This is a genomic window from Mycolicibacterium diernhoferi, assembly GCF_019456655.1.
Taxonomy (GTDB): domain Bacteria; phylum Actinomycetota; class Actinomycetes; order Mycobacteriales; family Mycobacteriaceae; genus Mycobacterium; species Mycobacterium diernhoferi.
The window spans coordinates 4,623,910-4,646,730 of the sequence record NZ_CP080332.1; the positions used below are offsets into that span (position 1 = coordinate 4,623,910).

General features: G+C 68.8%; 19 protein-coding genes. 11 read left to right on the plus strand and 8 right to left on the minus strand.

Translation table 11 applies throughout. From position 1 onward, the window contains the following. The first annotated feature begins 14 nt into the window (after positions 1-14). The 3 genes from K0O62_RS21830 (at position 15) to K0O62_RS21840 (ending at position 3,715) form a co-directional block, all read left to right on the plus strand. The gene (locus K0O62_RS21830) at positions 15-2,108 is read left to right on the plus strand and encodes an acyltransferase family protein (protein ID WP_073858843.1); all 2,094 of its coding nucleotides are present in this window, start codon (positions 15-17) and stop codon (positions 2,106-2,108) included. A 433-nt stretch (positions 2,109-2,541) separates the two neighbouring features. Then, complete coding sequence (locus K0O62_RS21835; RefSeq protein ID WP_073858842.1) at positions 2,542-2,811, plus strand: hypothetical protein; 270 nt, start codon at positions 2,542-2,544, stop codon at positions 2,809-2,811. A gap of 130 nt (positions 2,812-2,941) precedes the next feature. Next, the gene (locus K0O62_RS21840; RefSeq protein ID WP_073858841.1) at positions 2,942-3,715 is read left to right on the plus strand and encodes a type VII secretion target; all 774 of its coding nucleotides are present in this window, start codon (positions 2,942-2,944) and stop codon (positions 3,713-3,715) included. On the opposite strand, the gene K0O62_RS21845 is transcribed toward K0O62_RS21840, so the two are convergent. Next, positions 3,712-5,301 carry an ABC-F family ATP-binding cassette domain-containing protein gene (locus tag K0O62_RS21845; RefSeq protein ID WP_073858840.1) on the minus strand — a complete coding sequence of 530 codons (1,590 nt, stop codon included), beginning with the start codon at positions 5,299-5,301 and terminating at the stop codon, positions 3,712-3,714. The two genes, K0O62_RS21840 and K0O62_RS21845, sit on opposite strands and share 4 nt — an antisense overlap. Positions 5,302-5,407: 106 nt before the next feature. Further along, positions 5,408-6,475, minus strand: a complete 1,068-nt coding sequence (gene dapE / locus K0O62_RS21850; RefSeq protein ID WP_073858839.1) for a succinyl-diaminopimelate desuccinylase — start codon at positions 6,473-6,475, stop codon at positions 5,408-5,410. 62 nt (positions 6,476-6,537) lie between these two features. Between dapE and dapD the strand changes: the two genes are divergently transcribed. Next, complete coding sequence (dapD, locus tag K0O62_RS21855; protein ID WP_073858838.1) at positions 6,538-7,482, plus strand: 2,3,4,5-tetrahydropyridine-2,6-dicarboxylate N-succinyltransferase; 945 nt, start codon at positions 6,538-6,540, stop codon at positions 7,480-7,482. A gap of 419 nt (positions 7,483-7,901) precedes the next feature. Next, positions 7,902-10,577, plus strand: a complete 2,676-nt coding sequence (locus K0O62_RS21860; protein WP_073858837.1) for an Ig-like domain-containing protein — start codon at positions 7,902-7,904, stop codon at positions 10,575-10,577. Positions 10,578-10,601: 24 nt separating this feature from the next. Here the strand turns inward: K0O62_RS21860 and K0O62_RS21865 are convergent, their stop codons facing one another. Both K0O62_RS21865 and K0O62_RS21870 read right to left on the minus strand, forming a co-directional pair. After that, positions 10,602-10,949, minus strand: coding sequence for a VOC family protein (locus tag K0O62_RS21865; protein ID WP_073858836.1), 348 nt, complete (start codon positions 10,947-10,949; stop codon positions 10,602-10,604). Beyond that, positions 10,940-12,355 carry an acyl-CoA synthetase gene (locus tag K0O62_RS21870; protein ID WP_073858835.1) on the minus strand — a complete coding sequence of 472 codons (1,416 nt, stop codon included), beginning with the start codon at positions 12,353-12,355 and terminating at the stop codon, positions 10,940-10,942. The genes K0O62_RS21865 and K0O62_RS21870 overlap by 10 nt, the downstream gene beginning before the upstream one ends. A 23-nt stretch (positions 12,356-12,378) precedes the next feature. On the opposite strand from K0O62_RS21870, the gene K0O62_RS21875 reads away from it, so the two are divergent. Together K0O62_RS21875 and K0O62_RS21880 are read left to right on the plus strand one after the other, a co-directional pair. Beyond that, the gene (locus K0O62_RS21875; RefSeq protein ID WP_073858834.1) at positions 12,379-12,918 is read left to right on the plus strand and encodes an NUDIX domain-containing protein; all 540 of its coding nucleotides are present in this window, start codon (positions 12,379-12,381) and stop codon (positions 12,916-12,918) included. A gap of 120 nt (positions 12,919-13,038) precedes the next feature. After that, on the plus strand, positions 13,039-13,536 hold the full coding sequence (locus K0O62_RS21880) for an Rv2253 family sensor-like surface protein (RefSeq protein ID WP_073858833.1): 498 nt from the start codon (positions 13,039-13,041) through the stop codon (positions 13,534-13,536). A 4-nt stretch (positions 13,537-13,540) separates the two neighbouring features. Here K0O62_RS21880 and K0O62_RS21885 read toward each other — a convergent pair whose 3' ends face one another. Next, entirely contained in the window at positions 13,541-14,494 is a 954-nt protein-coding gene (locus K0O62_RS21885; RefSeq protein WP_073858832.1) for a proline dehydrogenase family protein, read from the minus strand. 1 nt (position 14,495) lies between these two features. After that, positions 14,496-16,133 carry an L-glutamate gamma-semialdehyde dehydrogenase gene (pruA, locus tag K0O62_RS21890; RefSeq protein WP_073858831.1) on the minus strand — a complete coding sequence of 546 codons (1,638 nt, stop codon included), beginning with the start codon at positions 16,131-16,133 and terminating at the stop codon, positions 14,496-14,498. Positions 16,134-16,217: 84 nt separating this feature from the next. Here pruA and K0O62_RS21895 point away from each other — a divergent pair, with 84 nt between their 5' ends. The 4 genes from K0O62_RS21895 to K0O62_RS21910 all read left to right on the plus strand — a co-directional run bounded on the left by K0O62_RS21895 (position 16,218) and on the right by K0O62_RS21910 (position 21,185). After that, positions 16,218-17,786: a PucR family transcriptional regulator gene (locus tag K0O62_RS21895; RefSeq protein ID WP_073858830.1), complete on the plus strand. Its 1,569-nt coding sequence runs from the start codon at positions 16,218-16,220 to the stop codon at positions 17,784-17,786. Positions 17,787-17,871: 85 nt separating this feature from the next. Beyond that, positions 17,872-19,350, plus strand: a complete 1,479-nt coding sequence (locus K0O62_RS21900) for a carotenoid oxygenase family protein (RefSeq protein WP_073858829.1) — start codon at positions 17,872-17,874, stop codon at positions 19,348-19,350. Between the two features lie 9 nt (positions 19,351-19,359). Beyond that, positions 19,360-20,538, plus strand: coding sequence for a sensor histidine kinase (locus K0O62_RS21905; RefSeq protein WP_073858828.1), 1,179 nt, complete (start codon positions 19,360-19,362; stop codon positions 20,536-20,538). Then, the gene (locus K0O62_RS21910) at positions 20,535-21,185 is read left to right on the plus strand and encodes a response regulator (RefSeq protein WP_073858827.1); all 651 of its coding nucleotides are present in this window, start codon (positions 20,535-20,537) and stop codon (positions 21,183-21,185) included. The genes K0O62_RS21905 and K0O62_RS21910 overlap by 4 nt, the downstream gene beginning before the upstream one ends. 41 nt (positions 21,186-21,226) lie before the next feature. Here the strand turns inward: K0O62_RS21910 and dapC are convergent, their stop codons facing one another. Together dapC and fdxA are read right to left on the minus strand one after the other, a co-directional pair. After that, on the minus strand, positions 21,227-22,324 hold the full coding sequence (gene dapC / locus K0O62_RS21915; RefSeq protein WP_073858826.1) for a succinyldiaminopimelate transaminase: 1,098 nt from the start codon (positions 22,322-22,324) through the stop codon (positions 21,227-21,229). Continuing rightward, positions 22,321-22,641: a ferredoxin gene (gene fdxA / locus K0O62_RS21920; RefSeq protein WP_073858825.1), complete on the minus strand. Its 321-nt coding sequence runs from the start codon at positions 22,639-22,641 to the stop codon at positions 22,321-22,323. The genes dapC and fdxA overlap by 4 nt, the downstream gene beginning before the upstream one ends. Between the last annotated feature and the right edge of the window lie 180 nt (positions 22,642-22,821).

A 22,821-nucleotide genomic window follows, 5' to 3' on the forward strand; every position in this document is an offset into this window, starting at 1 on the left:
TGGTCGTCAATTACATGGGCACGACGGGGAGCAGCACCATCAAGGAACCGGACCAGACCGCGGCCGTTCGGGAGAAGCGCCTCGATATCCAAGGCATGCGCGCGGTCGCCGTCATGCTCGTCGTGTTGTTCCACGCCGAGATCCCCGGGTTCGGCGGCGGCTATGTCGGCGTCGACGTCTTTTTCGTCATCTCCGGATTCCTCATCAGTACCCATCTCCTTGAGTCGCTGCGGAATCGGGGCGGCATCGGCTTCGCGTCCTTCTACGCCCGCCGGGTGCGCCGACTGTTACCGGCAGCCTTCCTGGTCATCCTCGCCACCGTCGTGGCAGCTCGTTTGCTGGTGTCCCCCATCCAGTTCCGCTACGTGGTGCAGGACGCGATCGCTGCCGTCTTCTACGTCCCCAACATGTGGTTCGTCCACAACGCCACCGACTACCTCGCGGAGAAGACCCCGTCGCTGTTCCTGCACTACTGGTCGCTGGGCGTGGAGGAACAGTTCTATCTGCTGTGGCCGCTGCTGCTCGCCCTGCTATTCCGCTTCTTCACAGCGCGCTGGACGATGGCGATCGCGATGTCGGTGATGGTGGTGCTGTCCTTTGTGGTGTGCCTTTATCTCACCACCGCGGCCCAACCGGCCGCGTTCTTCATGCTGCCGGCCCGGATGTGGGAGTTCGGACTCGGTGCACTGGTGGCGCTGGCCCTGCTCGACGGGCGCAGGTTGTTCGCACCGCGGGTGGCGGCGGTGCTGGGCTGGATCGGCCTGGCGGCGGTCCTCGGGTCCGGAATGGTGTTCACCATCAAGACCGTCTATCCCGGTTCGGCGGTGGCGATCCCGGTGCTGGGCGCGGCCCTGCTGATTGCGGCCGGCACCGCGCCGGGTGGCCCGGCGGCCGTGCTCAGCGTGCGACCGGTCACCTGGATCGGCGACATCTCCTACTCGCTGTACCTCGTGCACTGGCCGGTTCTGGTGCTGCCCGTCGCCGCCGGCGCGTACATGGATCAGCTGCCGATGTGGGCGCGGATCGCCTTGGCGCTGGCCTGCCTGCCGCTGGCCTGGCTGTTGTACACCTACGTCGAGGTACCCGGCCAGCGCCTGGAGTGGCTGCGCGCCGCACGTCCGCGCCGCACCTTCGGCGTGACGGCCGGTGCGATGGCGACCATCGTGGCGACCGCCGTGACGGCGGGGCTGCTCATCCAACCGAAACTGGACGCCGGTAAGCCCGCTCCCGACGTGGCGCTCGCCGCGAGCCCGGTCGGCACCGACTACGTTCCGAGCAATCTGATACCGACGCTCGCAGAGGTGGACGACGACAACTCGGTGCTCTATGACAACGGATGCCACCGGTCCCTGCACGACGCCGGCCTCGCCGACTGCGTCATCGGGTCGAATCCGGCCGCACCGCGGGTCGTGCTGTTCGGTGACTCCCATGCCGCACAGTGGTTCCCGGCGCTGCAGCCGCTCGCCGACAGCGGCGCGGTGCGCCTGGAATCGCACACCAAGAGCGGTTGCCCCGCGGCCCCGCCGTCGCACCTGCCCTACGCCAGCTGCCCCGCCTGGGTGGAGGCGGTGGCCGCCAAACTGGCGGCCGACCCGCCCGCGCTGATCCTGCTCGGCAACTTCGGGAAGCGATACCTCGAGGACCTGCCGAACCCGGGCGAGCTCTGGCAACAGGCACTGACCGCGGCGATCGAACGACTCCCCGCCGAATCACATATCGTCCTGCTCGCCGACACCCCCTCCATCGGGGTCACCCCCTCGATCTGCCTGGCCCGTTTCTCCGACGAGGCCGACTACTGCGCGCTGCAACGCCCAGAGGCCCTGAACGAAGAATTGCGTGCCGTCGAGCGAAATGTGGCGGAGCGGTTCGACAACGTCTCCTATGTCGATTTCACCGAGCTGATCTGCAATGACACCAACTGCCCCACCATCATCGGTAACACGCTGGTCTACCGGGACGGCAGCCACATCACCACCGAGTTCGCCCGAGTGCTCTCCGGGGCTGTCACCTCCGCAGTGCAGGGCTATCTACCACCGGTCCCCGGCACGGAATCCGTATCGCCTCCGCAGGACATTCTCACGGTGATGAAGGTCCCGGGCAACCGGTAGCGAAACCAAATCATCTCGGCCTCAACGTAACTCACACATCTCGGGAGTGGTCGGCTCCAGTGAACCTTACGGCGGGCCACAGCGCGCCGTGCGTTTCCAGTCCTACGGTGACCTTGCCAGAAGGAGCCGTCGATGAGACGAACCTCCGCGACTGCAGTTTCGCCATCGCAGCCAACCCACCGACCCGCGGACCGGTGAGTTAGCAAACTCTTTGCGATATCCGAATTTGACTGATCAAACTCAACCCCATCGGGCCTGATTCGACCTGATCATCATTGCCACAACGGTACGACTGTTCTATATGCACAGATAAGGACACCTAAGCACCCCCTCTAGCAGTGTGCTTTAAATTCGGGACACGAGCCGGCGGCGGCTTTCGCATTCGACGCCTACCATGGTCAATGGCTAATTCTTTTGCAGATGGGGCCATGACATGAAAAACATCATCATCGGCGCGGTAGCCGCTGCGATTGCCGCCGGCACACTCATTGCCGCACCAATCGCCGGGGCCGCACCCGCCACCGACCCGACCGTAGACGTCACCGTGGACGGTCCGTTTGCCGGTCCGTTCGAATTTCCGGTCACGTTCCCGCGCCTGATGCGGGAGCCGCGTTATGGCCCGAGGGGGACCGACTTGGGAGTCCGCTCGGTTCGCTCGGTCCACTCGGCCTACTCGATCCCGGCCTCGAACCCGACCGCATAGGGGTCGGCGGCTTCGTACCCGGTGGCACCGCCACCCGGGTGGGTGATCGACGGCCGCAGACACCGAAAACTTCCGCAGAACCCTCCGGCTCCCCCGCCATAGACTTGCTGGGAGCGACGGGGGCACACAGATGACCGATCCACTCTTCGTCCAGACGGACGGCGTGCTGAACTACTCGAAACGCCACGCCCAAGTGGCTGCCGGGCTGTCCGGACTGGCCGGCACCGACGGGGCCGGTGTGCAGAACAGCCACGGCGCCATCGCCTCCGCGGTCAGCACCGCCCTGCACTCCGCGCTTCACGAGCGCACCGGCGCCGTGGGCGCGACGTCCACGTCGGCATCCACCATCTCCGATCTACTGCAGAAGGCGGCCCACGCCTACACCGCCGGTGACGAGGAGGGCGCGTCCCGGCTGCATGCGGCCGTCGCGGCGCTGGAGGGCAGGGCCGGGTCGCCGGATTCCGGCGCGGGTGCGCAGGTCGGTCCCGGCGCCCGGGCGGCAAACGGTGCGGCCGGCTCCCCCGGTGCCGACGCCATGGGTCAGATGGGTCAGATCATGGGTCAGATCGGCCAGCAGGTCGGGCAGTTGGCTCAGCTGGTCACCGCTCCGCTGCAAGGCCTGGCGCAGGGCCTGCAGCAGGTGCCCCAGCAGATCCTCCAGGGAGTGCAGCAGGCCGTCCCCGCGGGCCAGACCGCCTCCCCCGACGCCGGTCCGGATGCCGGGACGCCGGCCGAGAAGCCCGAGGATGACACCGAGCGCGAAGACCGCGCGCAGCGACGCGAGCAGGCCGAACCGGCACCGGAGCGCGAAGTGCGGGCGGGCGGTGACGTCGTTTCGGGTCACGCACCCGTGGCGGCGACCGAACCGGCCCGGCCGGCACCGACGCGCCCGCAGGTCGACTAGGTCGCCAGTAGCGATCCGTCGGCCAGCGTCAGGCGGCGGCTGACCCCGATATTGGCGAGGAAGCTCTCGTCGTGGCTCACCACCACGAACGCACCCCGGTAGGCGCCCAGCGCCGACTCCAATTGAGCCACGCCGGCCAGGTCGAGATTGTTGGTGGGCTCGTCCAGCAGCAGCAACTGAGGGGCGGGTTCGGTGACCAGCACGCATGCCAGGGTCGCCCGTAACCGTTCGCCGCCGGACAGTGCCGAGACCGGGAGATCGATACGGTCACCACGGAACAGGAACTGCGCCAACAGATGCCGACGCCGCGTCACCGAGAGTCCGGGCGCGAATGCCGCCAGGTTCTCGGCGACCGAACGTCGCTCGTCGAGCAGGTCGAGTCGCTGCGACAGGTAGGCGATGCGCCCCTCTCCCCGCTGCACCGTGGCCGGCCCGGGCTCCAGGTCTCCGGAGACGATCCGCAGCAGGGTCGACTTTCCGGCCCCGTTGCCGCCGGTCAACGCAATCCGTTCCGGTCCACGGATGTCGAGCATCACCTCGTCGAAAACCGAAGAGCTCAGCCCGGTTCCGCTGAACACCACCCGGCCCGCGGGCACCTCGGTGTCGGGCAGGTCCAGGGTGAGCACGGCATCGTCACGGACGGCCCGTTCGGCCTCGTCGAGGCGGGCCCTGGCCTCCCCGACACGGCGGCCATGCACATCGTCGGCCTTGGCTGCGGACATCTGGGCGTCTCGTTTCAGTTTTCCGGCAACGATTTTCGGCAGTCCGGCATCCTTGAGATTGCGCGCGGCGGTCGAGGCCCTGCGGTCGGCGCGTTCCCGAGCCTGCTGCATCTGCTGCTTCTGCCGCTTGAGTTGCTGCTCGGCATTGCGCACCTCGCTGTGGGCGAGTTCCTGGGCCGCCCGCACGACGTTCTGATAGTCACTGAATCCGCCGCCGTAGAACTCGACGTCACCGGACCGCAACTCCGCGATGGATTCCATCCGGTCCAGCAGCATCCGATCATGGCTGACCACGACCAGACAGCCGCCGAAATCGTCGAGAACCTCGTAGAGCCGTCGGCGCGCAGCGACATCCAGATTGTTGGTGGGTTCGTCCAGCAGCAGCACATCGGGCCTGCGGAGCAACTGCGCGGTCAGGCCGAGTGACACCACCTGCCCGCCGGACAGCGTCGAAAGACGCCGGTCCAGGTCCAGATCGCCCAGGCCGAGCCGGTCCAACTGGGCGCGCGAGCGCTCCTGGATGTCCCAATCGTCACCGATGGCGGTGAAGACCGCATCACTGACATCGCCTGCGGCCAGCGCGTCGAGTGCGGCGACCACCGGAGTCAGCCCGAGCACATCGGCGACGGTGTGCTCGGCCAGGAACGGCAGGTTCTGCGGCAGATGGCCCAGCACACCGTCCACCGACACCGCACCGGATGTCGGTGTCAGGTCACCGGCGATCAACCGCAGCAGCGTGCTCTTGCCGGCGCCGTTGGGCGCCACCAGTCCGGTGCGGCGCCGGCCGAACGAGCAGGACAGGTCGGTGAACACCGGGGTGTCATCGGACCAACTGAACGAAAGATGGGAACAGACAATGGACATGCGGGAACTCCAGACAGACGCAGAGTGAGTGACGACGCAAGAGATCTCGGGGTGTTACCCGGAGATGTCGTCGATTCCCAGCACGAAATCCATGCTACGGACGGCGTCAAGCGGTTAAGTACGCCCGCAGTGTCTCGGTGGTCGCGGTGATGGCTTCGGTCTCGACGTGCTCGTCGACCTTGTGCGCCAGGTTGGGGTCGCCGGGGCCGTAGTTGACCGCGGCGATCCCCAGCGCGGCGAACCGGGCGACGTCGGTCCAGCCGTACTTGGCGCGTACCTGACCACCGGCGGCGGCGACCAGTGCCGTGGCGGCCGGGTTGGCCAACCCGGGTAACGCGCCGGCGGCGGCGTCGGTGACCTCGCACGACACCTCCAGCCCGTGGAGCACCTCATGTACGTGCGAGATGGCCTGCTCGACGGTGCGGTCGGGTGCGAACCGGAAGTTCACCGTCACCGAGGCGGCATCGGGGATCACGTTGCCCGCGATACCGCCGTCGATGCGCACCGCCGACAACCCCTCCCGGTAGACGCAGCCGTCGATATCGACACTGCGGGCCTCGTACCGGGACAGCCGGTCGAGCACCGCACCGAGTCTGTGGATGGCGTTGTCGCCCAACCAGGATCGTGCCGAATGCGCCCGGGTGCCCGCGGCGCCGACGATCACCCGGATGGTGCCCTGGCAGCCGGCCTCGATGAACCCACCGGACGGCTCGCCCAGGATCGCGACGTCGGCGGTCAGCCAGTCCGGCAACTCACGTTCGATGCGGCCCAGCCCGTTGGCACTGGACTCGATCTCCTCGCAGTCGTACATGACCAGGGTGAGGTCGTGCGCCGGTTCGGCGATGGTCGCGGCCAGGTGCAGGAACACCGCGTCACCGGACTTCATGTCCGAGGTGCCGCAGCCGTACATCAGGCCGCCCTCGACCCGGCTGGGCAGATTGTCCGCAGCCGGCACCGTGTCGGTGTGCCCGGCCAGCAGTACCCGCGACGGGCGGCCGAGGTTGGTGCGGGCCAGCACGGCGTCGCCGTTGCGGATGACCTCGAAGTGCGGGGCCTGGGTGCGCAGGGCGTGCTCGATCTCGTCGGCGATGCGTTGTTCGTGCCGGGATTCGCTGGGGATGTCCACCAGTGCGGCGGTCAGTGCGATCGGATCAGCGCGCAGGTCTAGGCCCATGGCCCTCGAGGCTAGTCCGGTGGGGATGGACCGTGGAATCTGCTCCAGTAACCTAAATCAACGTGACTGCTGCATCTGGTATCGGCCTGGCCACCATCGCCGCCGACGGAACCGTCCTGGACACCTGGTTTCCCAACCCCGAGCTGGCCGGTGACGGTGTGGCCGGCACCACCCGGTTGTCGGTTGCCGAGGTAGCCGAGTCGCTGGCCGCCCTGACCGGCCCGGACGCCGACCGTGACGTCGAGGTGGTGGCGGTGCGCACCACCATCGCGTCGCTGGACGACAAGCCGATCGATACCTATGACGCGTACCTGCGCCTGCATCTGCTGTCGCACCGGCTGACCAAGCCGCACGAGGCCAACCTGGACGGCATCTTCGGTCTGCTGGCCAATGTGGTCTGGACGAACTTCGGCCCCGCCGCGGTCGACGGTTTCGAACTGGTGCGCGCCAAGCTGCGCCGCCGCGGCGCCGTTGCGGTGTACGGCATCGACAAGTTCCCCCGGATGGTCGATTACGTGACCCCGACCGGGGTGCGGATCGCCGACGCCGACCGGGTCCGTCTCGGCGCGCACCTCGCCAGCGGCACCACCGTCATGCATGAAGGTTTCGTCAACTTCAACGCCGGCACCCTGGGTACCTCGATGGTGGAGGGCCGGATCTCGGCCGGAGTGGTCGTCGACGACGGATCCGACATCGGTGGCGGCGCGTCGATCATGGGCACCCTGTCCGGCGGCGGCAAGGAGGTCATCAGGGTCGGCAAGCGGTGCCTGCTGGGCGCCAACGCCGGGCTGGGCATCTCGCTCGGCGACGACTGCGTCGTCGAGGCCGGGCTGTACGTCACCGGCGGCACGAAGGTCAGCACCGCGGACGGACAGACGGTCAAGGCGGTCGAGCTCTCCGGATCGAACAACCTGCTGTTCCGTCGCAATTCGCTCTCGGGTGCGGTCGAGGTCGTCAAGCGCGACGGCACCGGCATCACGCTCAACGAGGCCCTGCACGCCAACTAGCAGCCGACCGCGAAACGCCGGTCAGCGGCGAATTTCGCAATGCGCATTGTCACGGCGCGCCCCGCCGTGACACCGCTCTTTCTCCCTTACGCACAGCCCTGGCAAATTGTTTGCCAGGGCTGTCGCTTTTCCTGGACTGCGACGCCGAACACGGGTCCCGCCGCACCGCCGAATATCAACGCATGGCCTGTTCAGGCGCATGATGGCCGGTTAGGCGGCGCCATCGTCCCGAGACCACCGACGCGGGCAAATATTTTCGTTCGCCAAATTTCGCCATTTGCCGGAGACTTTTATTGACTTATGCGTAAGTTTTGCGCGTAACCGTTATCAAAGGGTTACACGCAGGCCAGCCGGGTTCCCCGCCCACGTCGGAAGGCAACACCGTGCACGTTCACGCCAGTCACCCCGCAGCAGACCAGATGCCGTCGAGCGGTGCGGGATACGCCCGGCATGTCGGACGGATCGGAGCGCTCGCGGTGGCCCTGGGCGTCGGCGCCGCGGTGGCCACCAGCCTCGGGGCGGGCACCGCTCGGGCCGACGACACGGGTTCGGCCGGCGCCTCCACCGCGTCGGACTCGGCCACGTCGACCCCCGATCGGTCCCGGCGCACCGGCGCCGAATCGGTGAAGCGGCCGGCGGACAAGCCGCGGGTCTCCACGCGCACCACCGCGCAGACCGGCGAGCGGGTCAGCCGCGATTCGAAGGTGACCTCGACGACCTCACGTGCGGCCCGGGTCTCCGCCGCTTCGGCCGTGAAGCCCCGCACCACGGCGATCTCGGCGCGGACCGTGTCGGCACCGAAGCGTGTCACCGTCGCCGGGCAGACACCCGCCCCCCAGGCCCAGCCCGCCGCCACCATCACCTCGGACGCCCGGTCCACGCTGGACACCGATTCCGTGTCGGCACCCGAACTGTCCAGGGCCACACCGTCTGTCGAGGTGGCCGAGGCGGTGGCGGCACCGTCGCCGTCGACCGCCGCGGGTGACACCGCCCCGGCGGAATCACCGGCGCTGTGGGCGCTGCTGGCCTGGACCCGCCGCGCGTCCACCGAGAACATCCAGACCGACGGGGCGGTCGCACCGGCGGCCGTGACGACAAGCGAGACCACGGACGTCCCGGAGGACACGGTCGTCAAGGACATCGTCGTCAAGGACACCGAAGCCGTCGGGAACACTGGCGTCGTGGAGAACACCACCGTCAATGGCGACGTCACCGGCGTAGGGAACACCGGCGTCAACGAGTTCATCGGATCCTCCGCACTCGGGCAGACGATCACGGTGTCGCTCGGCCCGGACACGAACGGCGAGTTCACTTTCGATACGCGAGACGTCCTGCCGACCGCCCTTGGACTTTTCTCCCTGCAGGTTCTCGTCGCACCCAGTCACGGCGCTGTGACCGTGTCGAATGACGGAATGGTGACATACAAAGCCGACCCGAAATACACCGGCGAAGACACCTTCACCGTTGGCTACGACGCGCTGGGACTCGGACTCGGACTTGTGGTAGCGGTCGACTTTGAGGTTTTTGTGACGTCGGCCAACCAGGTTCCGTGGGGGTCGTCCCACACCTACCTCATGGTTGCGGGGACATCTCTGACCGGGAACCTACTGCAGTACAGCCATGGCGGTGACGGACCACTGACAGTGAGCCTGCACAGTCAGCCCGGCTCCGGATCGGTGGTGCTGGGTGTCGACGGCACCTTCGTCTACACCCCTCACGCCGGATTCGCCGGGACGGACATCTTCTCGTACACCGTCACCGATATCGACGGAGACAGCGCCATCGGAAAGGTGACCATCCAGGTCCAGGGCAACGCCCCGCTCGCGGCCGACGACACCGCCACCGTCACCGCCGGCGACAAAGTGACCATCGACGTCCTCAAGAACGACCAGCACTCCGGCGGCGAACTGAAGATCGAACTCGTCGACAAACCCGCCCACGGTTCAGTCGAATACGACGCCACCACACGGACATTCACCTATACCGCAGGCCCCAACCAAACCCAAGGCTCCGACACCTTTACTTACTCGATCATCGACGCCCACGGCCAAAGCACCGCCACGGTGACCATCCAGATCGCGGGCAAGCCCCCGCTCGCGACCGACGACACCGCCACCGTCACCGCCGGCGACAAAGTGACCATCGACGTCCTCAAGAACGACCAGTATTCCGGCGGCGAACTGAAGATCGAACTGGTCGGCCAGCCCACCTACGGAAAAGTCGAATACGACCCGAGCACCCGGACTTTCACCTACATCGCCGGGGCAAACCAGACCCAGGACTCCGACACCTTCACGTATTCGATCACCGACGGCAACGGCCACACCAGCACCGCCACGGTCAAGGTCGCGATCCTGGTGAAGCCGACCGGGCCCACCGCCAACGACGACTGGGCCACCACTCCGAACACCTCCCCGGTGACCATCGACGTGCTGGCCAACGATGACGCCCCGGGCGAGAAGCCGCCGACCGTCCGGATCGATTCGCCGCCGCGGTCCGGCAAGGTCGAACTGCTCGACGGAAAGCTCGTCTACACCCCGGATCCCGGCTTCGTCGGGTCGGTGAGTATCGGCTACAGCATCACCGACCCCAGCGGGGTCACCAGTGCCGCCACCGTCACGGTGACGGTCACCGGCAAGGAGTACGCAGAGCACCACTACACCGTCACCCAGGGTGCGACACTGCGCATCCCCGGCTTCGAGGGTCTGCTGAGTGATCCGCGCTATCAGGGCTGGACGGTCAGCATGGCCCAGGGTTCCGGCCGCGGGACGGTGGCGCTCCATCCGGACGGCACCTTCAGCTACACACCCGAGCCCGGGTTCCTGGGCGAGGACAGCTTCATCGTGTACGTCTCCGACGGCAAGACCGAGACGAAGATGAACGTCTACATCAACGTCGTTGAGGCGCCGACCGAGTCCGAACCGCAGCCCGTCGTGCAGCCCGTCGGGTTCACCTCATCGGCGCTCGCACTCGGCGGCGGACGCACCACCGCCGAATGCACCGACTACTACTGGCCCGAGATCGTCGACCCGGACACCGTGTGGCCGACGTGCACGCTGCTCTATGTCCGCGACGACTTCAACCAGGTCCGATGACCTGACCCGGGGGGTGCCGGCCGGTCAGTCGGGGGCCAGGATGCAGAACTCGTTGCCCTCGGGATCGGCCAGCACCACCCAGCTCTGCTCCCCCTGGCCGATGTCGACCGGTGTGGCGCCCAGGCCGATCAGCCGGTCCACCTCGGCCTGCTGATCGTCCGGGGTGAAGTCCAGGTGCAGCCGGTTCTTGACGGTCTTGCCCTCGGGTACCGCCAGGAACAGCCACGGCGGCCCACTGCCCGGCGGCGGGCTCAGCCGCACGTCCCCGTCCGCGTCGGTCTCACTGTGCCACCCGAGCGCGCTCGCCCACCAGGCCCCGAGCGTCGTCGGGTCGTGGGCGTCGATGCAGATTTCGCTGAACCTCAGTGCCACTGCGCCAGCTGCTTCTTGAGTAGTTTGCCCATCGCGTTACGCGGAAGACTGTCCACCATGCGCACCTCCCTTGGCCGCTTGTGCGCCGAAAGCTGTTCGGCGACAAAGTCTATGAGCTGCTGCGGTTCGGCGTCGCCCACTACGAACGCGACGATCCGCTGCCCGAGGTCGTCATCGGGTACCCCGACCACCGCGACTTCCCGCACTCCGGGATGGCCGAGCAGCACGGTCTCGATCTCACCGGCACCGATCCGGTAGCCGCCGGACTTGATCAGGTCCACCGATTCCCGGCCGACGATGCGGTGCATCCCGCCGGCGTCGATCACCGCGACGTCGCCGGTGCGGAACCACCCATCGGCGTCGAACGCCTCGGCGGTGGCGTCCGGCCGGTTGAGGTAGCCGCTGAAATTCGTCGGGCTCTTGATCTGAAGCTGCCCAATGGATTCCCCGTCGTGGGGCACCGGCTCGCCCGTCTCGTCGACCAGCCGGGTCTGCACACCTGCCAGCGGCAGGCCCACCCAGCCGGGGCGGCGCTCGCCGTCGATGCGGGTGCTGATGGTGATCAGCGTCTCCGTGCTGCCATAACGCTCGATGGGCGCATGCCCGGTCAGCCGGACCAGATCCTCGAACACCGGCGACGGCAGCGCCGCGCTTCCCGACACCAGCAGCCGCGCCGAGGACAGGGCCCTGGCCGCTTCGGTATCCGCGGCGATGCGTGACCACACCGTGGGCACACCGAAATACAGGGTGCCGCCGGCCTCCGCGTACGCCTGCGGGGTGGGTTTCCCGGTGTGCACGAACCGGTTTCCGATCCGCAGTGACCCGAGCAGACCCAACACCAGGCCGTGCACGTGGAACAGCGGCAGGCCGTGCACCAGGGTGTCGGAGTCGGTCCACTCCCAGGCTTGGGCCAGCGCATCGATATCGGCGGCGATCGCGCGACGGGTGATCGTCACGCCCTTGGGCAGACCGGTGGTGCCCGAGGTGTACATGATCATGGCCACCGACTCCGGGTTCGGTTCGGCGTAGCGATGCCAGGACCGGGCGTGCATCCGCACCGGGATGTGCGGTAGCCCTTCGTTGTCGGCCGGTACCTCACCCAGCCACGCCTGGGCACCGGAATCGCTGAGCAGGTGCGCGCGTTCGGTGGCGCCGACGTCGGCGGGGACCGGCACGAACGGGACACCGGCGATCAGGCAGCCGGTGACGGCGAGCACCGTCGTCGCGGTGGGGGTGGCCAGGATGGCGACGCGCCGCGCCCGCGCGACGCGTTCGGCGACCGACGTCCCCGCTCCCACCAGATCGCTTCGGCTCAGCGTCACACCGTCGATGCGCACCGCGTCGGCCAGGTCGTGCCCGGCGGCCACCGCGGCCGGGTCCAGCGAGGTCAGCAACGCCTTCAACATCCCTGCGAGGCTACTCTTACGCCATGGCCCCGATCGAGCGGATGTCCAGTCGTGAGGTGTACCGCAACAGCTGGATGACGGTGCGCGAGGACGCCATCCGCCGGCCCGACGGCAGCCACGGCATCTACGGCGTGATCGACAAACCCAGTTATGCGCTGGTGATCGCGCGCGACGGTGACCGTTTCCATCTGGTGGAGCAGTTCCGCTATCCGATCGGGTTGCGGCGCTGGGAGTTCCCCCAGGGCACCGCGCCGGGCCTGGCCGACCTCGATCCGCACGAGCTGGCCGCCCAGGAACTGCGCGAGGAGACGGGCCTGCGCGCGGAGTCACTGATCCGGCTCGGCCAGCTCGACGTGGCGCCGGGGATGAGCAGCCAGCGCGGCTGGGTGTTCCTGGCGACCGGGCTGACCCAGGGCGAGCACGAGCGCGAGCACGAGGAGCAGGACATGCACAGCGCCTGGTTCACCGCGGCCCAGATCGAGCAGATGATCCGCGAGGGCGCCATCACCGATGCCCAGACGATCGCCGCGTGGGCGATGGTATTGCTGTCCGAACGAGACTGACGCGCCGTCCGCGTCACAATGTGGTCTCTAATTGACGCAGCTGCCATGACGATCCGGAGTTTTGTCACACTCCGCGGCTACCGTTGTGACAGCTGATCTTGTGACTGAATAGGGAAAGGGATGTTGGTCCGTCGACTGTGTATTGCGCTGGCAACCGTCCTGGTCGCCGGTCTCGCTCCCATGCCCACCGCCGCCGCGGTCGGGCAGGCGTGGAATGGCCGCTACCACGTCGTGAGCTACGCATCGCAGAAGAACGGCACCAGTGTGGCCGCCCGCCAACCCGAGGGTGATCTGAGCGCGGTCTACACCTTCTCGACGGCGTGCGCCGGCAGTAGCTGCGTCGCCACGGTGCTCGACGGCCCCGCCCCGTCGAATCCGACCATCCCACAGCCGCAGCGCTACAAGTGGACCGGCAGCAAGTGGACCTTCGCCTACAACTGGCAGTGGGAGTGCTTCCGCGGTGAAGGCGTTCCGCGGGTGTTCAGCCCGGCCGAGTCCTGGGTCACCTACACACCCCAGCCCGACGGTTCGCTGGTGGGCAGTTGGTACACCGACATCCTCAGCGGCCCCTGCCGCGGCAATGTGCTGATGCCGGCGGCGGCGTTCCCGCTGCCCTGAGCCGTCAGTCCAGCAGCGCGCGCAAGAAGAACGTCAGGTTGGCCGGGCGTTCGGCGAGCCGGCGCACGAAGTACCCGTACCACTGCGTACCGAAGGGGACGTATACCCGCACGTGGTTTCCGTTGCCGGCCAGCCGCCGTTGCTCGTCATCACGGATGCCATAGAGCATCTGATACTCGAAATCATCGACCCCGCGGCCGAACTCGGCGACCAACCCGGGTACTGCGTCGATGATCGCCGGGTCGTGCGACGCGACCATCGGATAGCCCGAGCCGCACATCAGGATTCGCAGGCACCGCAGGTAGGACTCGGTCACGTCGTCGGCGTCCCGGTAGGCCACCGCGGCCGGTTCGTCGTAGGCACCCTTGCACAGCCGGATCCGGGCACCGAGCGCCGCGAATTGCTCACAGTCGGCCGCGGTCCGTTTCAGGTAGGCCTGCAGCACCGCACCCAGCCATCCGAAGTCCGTTCGCAGGTCCCGCACGATCGACAACGTCGAATCGGTGGTGGTGTGGTCCTCCGCGTCGACGGTCACCCAGATCCCGGCCCGCTCGGCCCGCTCGCAGATGGCTTGCGCGTTCTGTAGCGCGATCTTCTCCCCGTCCCGGGGCAGCGCCTGCCCGAGCGCGGACAGCTTGAGGGAGACCTCCAGCGGGCGCACCGGCGCCGCGGCCTCGGTGCGCGCGGCCAACGCGTCGAGCAGTCCGAGATAGGCCTGCACCGTGGCATCCGCCGCGTCCGCATCGCCGACGTCCTCGCCGAGATAGTCGATGGACACCAGTCGCTGCGTGTCACGCAGCTGGACAATCGAATTCACGACATCGGCGGTGCTCTCCCCCGGCACGAAGCGGTGCACCACCTCCCGGGTCAGCGGTAGCCGCTCCGCGGTGCGGCGCAGGCCGTCGCGTTTGGCCGCGGCCAGGATCGCCGGTCGCGCCACCTTCTGGAAGACACCCATTTCAGGCCTCCATGTGCGGGTATTCGTGGCTGGTGGGCGGCACGAACGTTTCCTTGATGGAGCGGGCCGACGTCCAGCGCAGCAGGTTCAGTAGCGATCCGGCCTTGTCGTTGGTACCCGAGGCGCGCGAACCGCCGAAGGGCTGCTGTCCGACGACGGCGCCGGTCGGTTTGTCGTTGACGTAGAAGTTGCCTGCGGTATCGCGCAACCGGTGTGCCGCGGTCGCCACCGCGGCCCGGTCGTCGGCGATCACGGCGCCGGTGAGTGCGTAGGCGGCGGTGCTGTCGACGACGCCGAGGATGTCGTCGAACTGGCCGTCGGGATAGACGTGCACGGCCAGGATCGGGCCGAAGTACTCCGTCGAGAACGCCTCATCGGTCGGGTCGTCGGACAACAGCACCGTCGGGCGCACGAAATAGCCCTCGCTGTCGTCGTATTCACCGCCTGCGGCGAGCGTGACGCCCGGGGCCCCCTTGGCTCTCTCGATCGCCGCGACATTCTTGGCGAAGGCCCGTTCGTCGATCAGCGCACCGCCGTAGTTGGTCAGGTCGGTGATGTCGCCGAAGCGCAGCGCCTCGGTGGCCGACAGGAAGTCATCGCCCATCCGCTGCCAGACCGAACGCGGGATGTAGGCCCGCGACGCGGCCGAACACTTCTGGCCCTGATAGTCGAACGCACCGCGGATCAGGGCGGTGCGCAACACATCCGGGCGAGCCGACGGGTGCGCGAGGATGAAGTCCTTGCCGCCGGTCTCACCGACCAGACGCGGGTAGGTGTGATACCGGTCGATGTGGTTTCCGACCTCCCGCCACAGGTGCTGGAAGGTGGCGGTCGACCCGGTGAAATGGATGCCGGCCAGCCGCGGGTCGGCCAGCGCCACCTCCGAGACCGCCCGCCCGTCCCCGGCGAGCAGGTTGATCACCCCCGGCGGGAGCCCGGCCTCCTCCAGCAGGGCCATGGTGAGGTGGGCTGCGAGGGTCTGGGTGGGCGACGGTTTCCACACCACGGTGTTGCCCATCAGCGCGGGCGCGGTGGGCAGGTTCCCGGCGATGGCCGTGAAGTTGAACGGGGTGATGGCGTAGACGAAGCCCTCCAGGGGGCGGTAGTCGGTACGGTTCCACACCCCGGGGCCGCTGACCGGCTGCTGGGCCAGGATCTGCCGGGCGAACGCGACGTTGAACCGCCAGAAGTCGACCAGCTCGCACGGCGCGTCGATCTCGGCCTGATACGCGGTCTTGGATTGGCCGAGCATTGTGGCGGCGGCGATCTTCTCCCGCCACGGCCCGGCCAGCAGATCGGCGGCCCGCAGGAACACCGCGGCCCGCTCGTCGAAGGGGAGTGCGGCCCAATCGTTCTTGGCGTGCAGCGCGGCCTCGATGGCGGCGCCTGCATCGGCGTGCCCGGCGTTGGTCATCGTGCCCAGCACCCGGTCGTGATGGTGCGGCGCGACGACGTCGATGCGTTCTCCGCTGCCCATCCGGCGGTCTCCGCCGATGACGTGGGGCAACTCGACGGTGTCGGCGGACTGGGCGTCGAGGGCACTGAGCAGGCGGGTGCGTTCGGCCGAGCCGGGGCGGTAGTCGTGGACCGGCTCGTTGTGCGGCAACGGCACCTGGGTGATTCCGGTGAGTGCATCCATGGTTGAAAGGCTCCCCGTCCGCGGGTCGGTAGGGATTGGCCGTTTCGACAGACATGACCGGTGTGGTTAGTAGACTCGGCCAACATGGCGGGTGTCGGGCTGGGTCGGCTGATCCTGGCATTGGACGCCACCATGGTGCGGCTGGTCGAGGCCCCGCGCGGGCTCGACCTGCCGGTGGCCTCCGCCGCCCTGATCGACGCCGACGACGCGCGGTTGGGTCTGGCGGTCAGCGTCGGTGCGGCCGACATCTTCTTCCTGCTCGGCATCCCCGACCGTGAGGCGCTGCATTGGCTGGACGGGCAGGCGCGCACCCGCGCGCCGGCGGCGATCTTCGTCAAGGAACCGTCCGAAGCGGTGATCACCCGCGCCACCGCCGCCGGGACCGCCGTCGTCGCGGTGGAACCGGCGGCCCGCTGGGAGCGGGTGTACCGCCTGGTCAACTACGTTCTCGAACATCACGGCGACCGCGCCGACCCGCTGCACGACCCGAGCACCGATCTGTTCGGGCTGGCCCAGTCCATCGCCGACCGCACCCACGGCATGGTGAGCATCGAGGACGCCCAGTCGCATGTGCTGGCGTATTCGGCCTCCAGCGATGAGGCCGACGAACTGCGCCGGCTGTCCATCCTGGGCCGGGCCGGGCCACCCGAGCATCTGCAGTGGCTGGCGCGGTGGGGCATCTTCGATGCGCTGCGCGCCGGCCCGGCGGTGGTGCGGGTCGCCGCGCGTCCGGAACTCGGGTTGCGGCCCCGACTGGCAGCGGGAATCCATCGCGGCGGCCGGGATCGGCTCTCCCCCGGGTTCGCCGGCACCATCTGGCTGCAGCAGGGCTCCGCGCCGCTGGCCGAGGACGCCGAGGAGGTGCTGCGCGGCGGCGCCGTGCTGGCGGCGCGCATCCTGGCCCGGTTGGCCGCCATCCCGTCGGCGCACGCCGCACTGGTGGCCGAGATCCTGGGTCTGGGCGACGCCGCCCGGGACGTCTCCGATCTCGCCCGCGAACTCGGGGTGCCCGTCGACGGCAAGCCCACCGTCATCGGGTTCGCCGGCGACCATCCCGAACCGGCGCAACTGGCCGACGTGCTGGCGTTGAGCGCCAGCGCCTTTCGCGCCGACGCCCAGGTGATTCCGCACGGTTCACGGGTGTACGTGCTGTTCGCGCACCCCGGCCGCGCGTCGGTGCCGTCCTGGGTGCGCGGGATGATCCCCACCCTGCGGGCCCGGCTGGGCATCGACCTGCAGGCCGTGATCGCCACCGCCCCGGGCGGACTGGCCGCAGCCGCGCAGGCCCGCGCGGAGGTCGACCGGGTACTCGATAGTGCGGGACGGCACCCCGGCACTCTGGCCGCGGTGACCTCGCTGGCCGAGGCCCGCACCACGGTGCTGCTCGACGAGATCATCACCACCATCGCCGCCGACGACCGTCTGATCGATCCGCGGGTGCGGGCCCTGCGCGCGGACGAACCGGCGCTGGCCCACACGTTGAGCGTCTTCCTGGACCGGTTCGGCGACGTCGCCGCCACCGCCGAGGAACTGCACGTGCACCCCAACACGGTGCGGTACCGGGTGCGCCGCGTCGAACAGGTACTGGAGACCTCGCTGAGCGACCCCGACGCGCGGCTGCTGCTGGCGCTGAGCCTGCGCGCCACGGCCTGAGCGCCGGGGTCCACCATTCGGTTGACCCGAGATTCGACCGGGCAGTCGTCGCGCCCGGACCCCGGAAGCGCGCACCATCGAGTACATGACCCCACCCGTCGTCTCCGAGAACACCGCCCCCGCGGCACCGCTGCGGCCGTCGGCCAACCCGTTCCTGGCCGGCAACTACGCACCGGTCCACGAGGAGGTCACCGTCACCGACCTGGACGTCACCGGCACCATCCCCGACTACCTCGACGGCCGCTATCTGCGCGTCGGCCCCAACCCGCTCACCGATCCGGACCCGGCCAAGCACCACTGGTTCCTCGGCGACGGTATGGCGCACGGCCTACGCCTGGCCGACGGCACCGCGCACTGGTACCGCAACCGCTGGGTCCGCTCGGCGCTGGTGGCCCGTGCCCTCGGCGAGCCCTGGAAGCCCGGGGCCCGCGGCGCGGGGCTCGATTTCGCGGGAAACACCAACATCATCGGCCATGCCGGGCGCACGCTGGTGCTCACCGAGGCGGGTGCGCGGCCCTACGAGCTGACCGAGGAACTCGACACCGTCGGCGGATCGGACTTCTGCGGCACCCTCGTCCACGGGTACAGCGCGCACCCCAAGCACGACCCGGACACCGGTGAGCTGCACGCGGTGTCCTATCACCCCATGCGCGGCAACCGGGTTCGCTACACCGTCACCGGCGTCGACGGCCGGGTCCGCCGAGCCGTCGACATCGAACTGACCGAGCAGACGATGATGCACGACTTCTCGCTGACCGAACACTACGTCGTGCTCTACGACATGCCGGTCGTGCTGGATTTCGGCGGCGGCCCCATCGGCCGGGCCGTGAGCCGTTTCGTGGCAACACATTCCGCACCCGATGCGGTGGTGCGCGCGGTGATGCGGGGATCCGAACGCACCCGGGGCGGCATCAACGCCATGCCGTATCGCTGGGCGCCGGAGAAGCAGGCCCGCATCGGGGTGCTGCCCCGCGACGGGCACAGCGGCGACATCCGCTGGTTCGAGGTCCCCCAGTGCTACGTGTTCCATCCGCTGAACGCCTACGAGGACGGCGCCGGACTGGTGCTCGACGTCGTCACGCACCCGTCGGTGTTCGCCGTCGGCGCCGGGCTGTTCGAGCCCCCGGCGCTGGACCGCTGGACCGTCGACCTGGCCACCGGCCGGGTGTCCTCGGCGCGCCTGGACGACGACCCGCAGGAGTTCCCCCGCGTCGACGAGCGCCGTGTCGGCAAGCCGCATCGCTACGGCTACACCATCGGCAGCGTGATGACCGCGGACAGCTCCACCCCGCGCACCCTGCTGCGCCACGACCTGCACACCGGGCAGACCCGCCGGGTGACTTTCGACGACGACGGTGAGCCCGGCGAGTTCGTCTTCGTCCCAGCCTCGGCCGATGCCGCCGAGGATGACGGCGTGGTGATGGGATTCGTCTACCGCCGCGGCACCGACCGCAGCGATCTGGTGCTGCTCGACGCGCAGACGCTGGAGACGGCGGCCGTGGTGCACCTGCCCTGCCGGGTGCCGCACGGCTTTCACGGCAACTGGGTTCCCGGCACCGGTTAGCATCGGCCGATGGACGGCGGCGGGCCCGAGCACCCGACCTGGCATTGGCTGTGGGATCTGTACATGACCGCGATGTGCGGCGTCACGATCGGCGGCGTGCTGCTGCTCGACGATTCGGTACCGGGCCGCTCGCCCGCCGGCGCCGTGGCCGCGCTGGTCGCGATGCTGGTGTGGCTGACCGTCGTCGGCCGGCGGGTGCCGCGGCTGGGCGGGCTCGGCCCGCGCCCGCTGGGCTACGTCCTCGTCGCGGTGGCGCTGTGGTGCGTGGCGATGTGGTGCGCCCCGGCGGCGGTGGCGGCGATTCCCGCGCTGTTCCCCGTGGTGTTCTCCACGCTGCCGCTCGGCGCCGCGATCGGTGCGGCGGTGACGATCGCGGTGCTCCCGCTGGGGCTGGTGCTCGCGGACTCCGGTGCGTCGTCGCGGTACCTCACCATCGCACTGGCGGTGGCGCTGATGGGGCTGGTCACCGGGCCGATCCTGGGCATCTTCATCGTCAACTCGGTCCGCCAGCGGATGGCGCTCGCACTTCTGGTCGACGAGCTGCGCGACAGCCGGGCCGAAACATCAAGACTGTCAAGGGAAGCCGGTGTCGCGGCCGAACGCGAGCGGCTGGCCGGGGAGATCCATGACACCCTCGCGCAGGGATTCACCAGCATCGTGGCGCTGACCCAGGCGATCGAGGCCGAAATGGGCACCGACCCGGAGGCCGCGGCCCGGCATCTGGCGCTCATCGAGTCGACCGCCCGGGAGAATCTCACCGAGGCCAGGACCATGGTCACCCGGCTGACGCCCACCGCGCTGGACGGTGCGACGCTGCCCGCCGCGATCCGGCGGTTGTGCCTCGCCTTCGAGGCGGAGACCGGGATCTCGGTGCGCGACCGTATCGCCGAGGGCACGCCCTCGGCGGGGATGGCCGGCGACGTGGTGCTGCTGCGCGCCGCCCAGGAGGCACTGGCCAACATCCGGCAGCATGCCGGGGCCGGGTCGGTGGCGGTCACCCTGGACAGCGACACCGACGCGGTGCGGCTGACCGTGTCCGACAACGGGATCGGGCTGACCGAACCGCACACCGACGGATTCGGGCTGCGCGGCATGCGATCGCGGGTGGCCCAGGTCGGCGGCACGGTCACGCTGTCCGCCGGGGCCGCCGAACGTGGCCTGCGACTCGACGTCGAGGTGCCGACATGACCGGCGGGGGCGGGCGTGGCGACGGGAAACACACCGTGCTGCTCGTCGACGATCACCCGGTGGTGCGGGAGGGTCTGCGCGGCATGATCGAAGCCGAGGACGACCTGACCGTCGTGGGTGAGGCGGCGTCGGGAACCGAGGCGCGGACCATGGCGGCCGCGCTGCGGCCCGACGTCATCCTGATGGACCTGCGGATGCCCGACGGCGACGGTGTCACCACCACCGAACGCATTCTGGCCGAACTGCCGCAGACCCGGATCGTCGTGGTCACCACCTACGAATCCGACGCCGACATCCTGCGCGCGGTGGAAGCGGGCGCGGCGGGTTACCTGCTCAAGGACGCCTCCCGCGCCGAACTCGCGGCGGCCGTGCGGGAGGCGGCCGCCGGCAAGACGGTGCTGGCGCCCTCGGTGGCGGGCCGGCTGATGGGCCTGATGCGCGAACCCGCCCCGGCCGCGCTGACCGCCCGGGAGATCGAGGTGCTGACACAGGTGGCCCAGGGCCAGACCAACGCCGACATCGGGCGTGCGCTGCACATCAGCGAGGCCACGGTGAAGACGCACCTGCTGCGGACGTTCTCCAAGCTGGAGGTGTCCGACCGCACCGCGGCGGTCACCACCGCGATGGCGCTCGGGTTACTGCGCTGACCGCTGCACCGCAGCTTCAGCCCAATCGCTGCGCTGCAGCTTCAGCCCAATCGCTGCGCCGCAGCGGCGATACGTTCGTCGGTGGCGGTCAACGCCACCCGCACATGCTGCGCGCCGGCCGGCCCGTAGAACTCGCCCGGCGCCACCAGGATTCCGCGTTCGGCCAGCCAGGCCAGGGTGTCGCGGCAGGGTTCGCCGCGGGTGGCCCACAGGTACAGCCCGGCCTCGGAGTGGTCGATGGTGAAGCCGGCGGCCTGCAGGGCGGGCAGCAGGATCGCGCGGCGGCGGGCGTAACGCTCGCGCTGCACCGCGACGTGCTCGTCGTCCTCGAGGCCGGCGACCATGGCCGCCTGCACCGGTCCGGGCACCATCATCCCGGCGTGCTTGCGCACTGCGAGCAGTTCGGCCACCACCGCCGGGTCGCCCGCCACGAAGCCGGCCCGGTAACCGGCCAGCGAGGAGGTCTTGGACAGCGAGTGGATGGCCAGCAGACCGGTGTGGTCGCCGTCGCAGACCGACGGGTGCAGCACCGACAGCGGTTCGGCGTCCCACGCCAGCCCGAGGTAACACTCGTCGGAGGCGATCAGCACGCCGCGTTCGCGGGCCCAGCCGACCACCTTGCGCAGGTGATCGAGACCGAGCACCTTGCCGGTCGGGTTGCTCGGCGAGTTCAGGTAGATCAGGGCGGGTGTCTGCGGACCGATCTGGGTGAGCGAGTCCGCCGCGAGCACCTTCGCCCCGGCCAACCGGGCGCCGACGTCGTACGTCGGGTATGCCAGCTCCGGGATCACCACGGTGTCCTCGGCTCCCAGGCCGAGCAGGGTGGGCAGCCAGGCGATGAGTTCCTTGGTGCCGATCACCGGCAGCACCGCCGCGGGCGCCACGTCGGTGATGCCGAACCGGCGTGCCAGTGCGGCGTGGATCGCGGCCCGCAACTCCGGGGTGCCCGCGGTGGTGGGGTATCCCGGTGTGGCGCCGGCAGCGGCCAGCGCCTCCTGGATCACCGGGGCGACATCATCGACCGGCGTGCCGACCGACAGGTCGACGATGCCGTCCGGATGTGCGCGTGCGGCAGCAGTGACGTCTGCCAGGGTGTCCCAGGGGAACACCGGCAGCGATGCAGACTTGAGGGGGCTCACTCGCCCTTGGGCTCGAGATCCTTGATGACCTGCGGGTCATTGTCGGTCTGCCCGACCTTCGACGCACCGCCGGGCGAACCCAGTTCGTTGAAGAAGTCGGCGTTGCTCTGCGTGTAGCTGCTCCACTGGTCGGGCACGTCATCTTCGTAGTAGATGGCCTCGACCGGGCACACCGGCTCGCAGGCGCCGCAGTCGACGCACTCATCCGGGTGGATGTACAGCATCCGACCACCCTCGTAGATGCAATCGACCGGGCACTCTTCGATACATGCCTTGTCTTTGACGTCGACGCAGGGTTCGGCAATGACGTACGTCACTGGTGTCTCTCCTGTCCAGGGGGCTGCTGGTCGGGTTTCGTTCCGGGGCGGGACGCCTGGGTGAGCATCCGCACGGGCCAGTATGAATGGCCCGAAACGGGAAGCCTGTCTAAGTGTGCCCTAACTTCGCGCTCCGCCGAATTTGTCGGCGCGTGATTACTGATACTAACCGTCGCAGAT

What these genes read in the sequence shown, in the direction of transcription:
- K0O62_RS21880 (WP_073858833.1), top strand. Translation starts at nt 13,039, where the DNA reads ATGTTGGTCCGTCGACTGTGTATTGCGCTGGCAACCGTCCTGGTCGCC.
- K0O62_RS21845 (WP_073858840.1), bottom strand. Translation starts at nt 5,301, where the DNA reads ATGTCCATTGTCTGTTCCCATCTTTCGTTCAGTTGGTCCGATGACACC.
- K0O62_RS21900 (WP_073858829.1), top strand. Translation starts at nt 17,872, where the DNA reads ATGACCCCACCCGTCGTCTCCGAGAACACCGCCCCCGCGGCACCGCTG.
- K0O62_RS21860 (WP_073858837.1), top strand. Translation starts at nt 7,902, where the DNA reads ATGCCGTCGAGCGGTGCGGGATACGCCCGGCATGTCGGACGGATCGGA.
- dapE (WP_073858839.1), bottom strand. Translation starts at nt 6,475, where the DNA reads ATGGGCCTAGACCTGCGCGCTGATCCGATCGCACTGACCGCCGCACTG.
- K0O62_RS21835 (WP_073858842.1), top strand. Translation starts at nt 2,542, where the DNA reads ATGAAAAACATCATCATCGGCGCGGTAGCCGCTGCGATTGCCGCCGGC.
- K0O62_RS21870 (WP_073858835.1), bottom strand. Translation starts at nt 12,355, where the DNA reads ATGTTGAAGGCGTTGCTGACCTCGCTGGACCCGGCCGCGGTGGCCGCC.
- pruA (WP_073858831.1), bottom strand. Translation starts at nt 16,133, where the DNA reads ATGGATGCACTCACCGGAATCACCCAGGTGCCGTTGCCGCACAACGAG.
- K0O62_RS21905 (WP_073858828.1), top strand. Translation starts at nt 19,360, where the DNA reads ATGGACGGCGGCGGGCCCGAGCACCCGACCTGGCATTGGCTGTGGGAT.
- K0O62_RS21830 (WP_073858843.1), top strand. Translation starts at nt 15, where the DNA reads ATGGGCACGACGGGGAGCAGCACCATCAAGGAACCGGACCAGACCGCG.
- K0O62_RS21875 (WP_073858834.1), top strand. Translation starts at nt 12,379, where the DNA reads ATGGCCCCGATCGAGCGGATGTCCAGTCGTGAGGTGTACCGCAACAGC.
- K0O62_RS21895 (WP_073858830.1), top strand. Translation starts at nt 16,218, where the DNA reads ATGGCGGGTGTCGGGCTGGGTCGGCTGATCCTGGCATTGGACGCCACC.
- K0O62_RS21910 (WP_073858827.1), top strand. Translation starts at nt 20,535, where the DNA reads ATGACCGGCGGGGGCGGGCGTGGCGACGGGAAACACACCGTGCTGCTC.
- K0O62_RS21840 (WP_073858841.1), top strand. Translation starts at nt 2,942, where the DNA reads ATGACCGATCCACTCTTCGTCCAGACGGACGGCGTGCTGAACTACTCG.
- K0O62_RS21885 (WP_073858832.1), bottom strand. Translation starts at nt 14,494, where the DNA reads ATGGGTGTCTTCCAGAAGGTGGCGCGACCGGCGATCCTGGCCGCGGCC.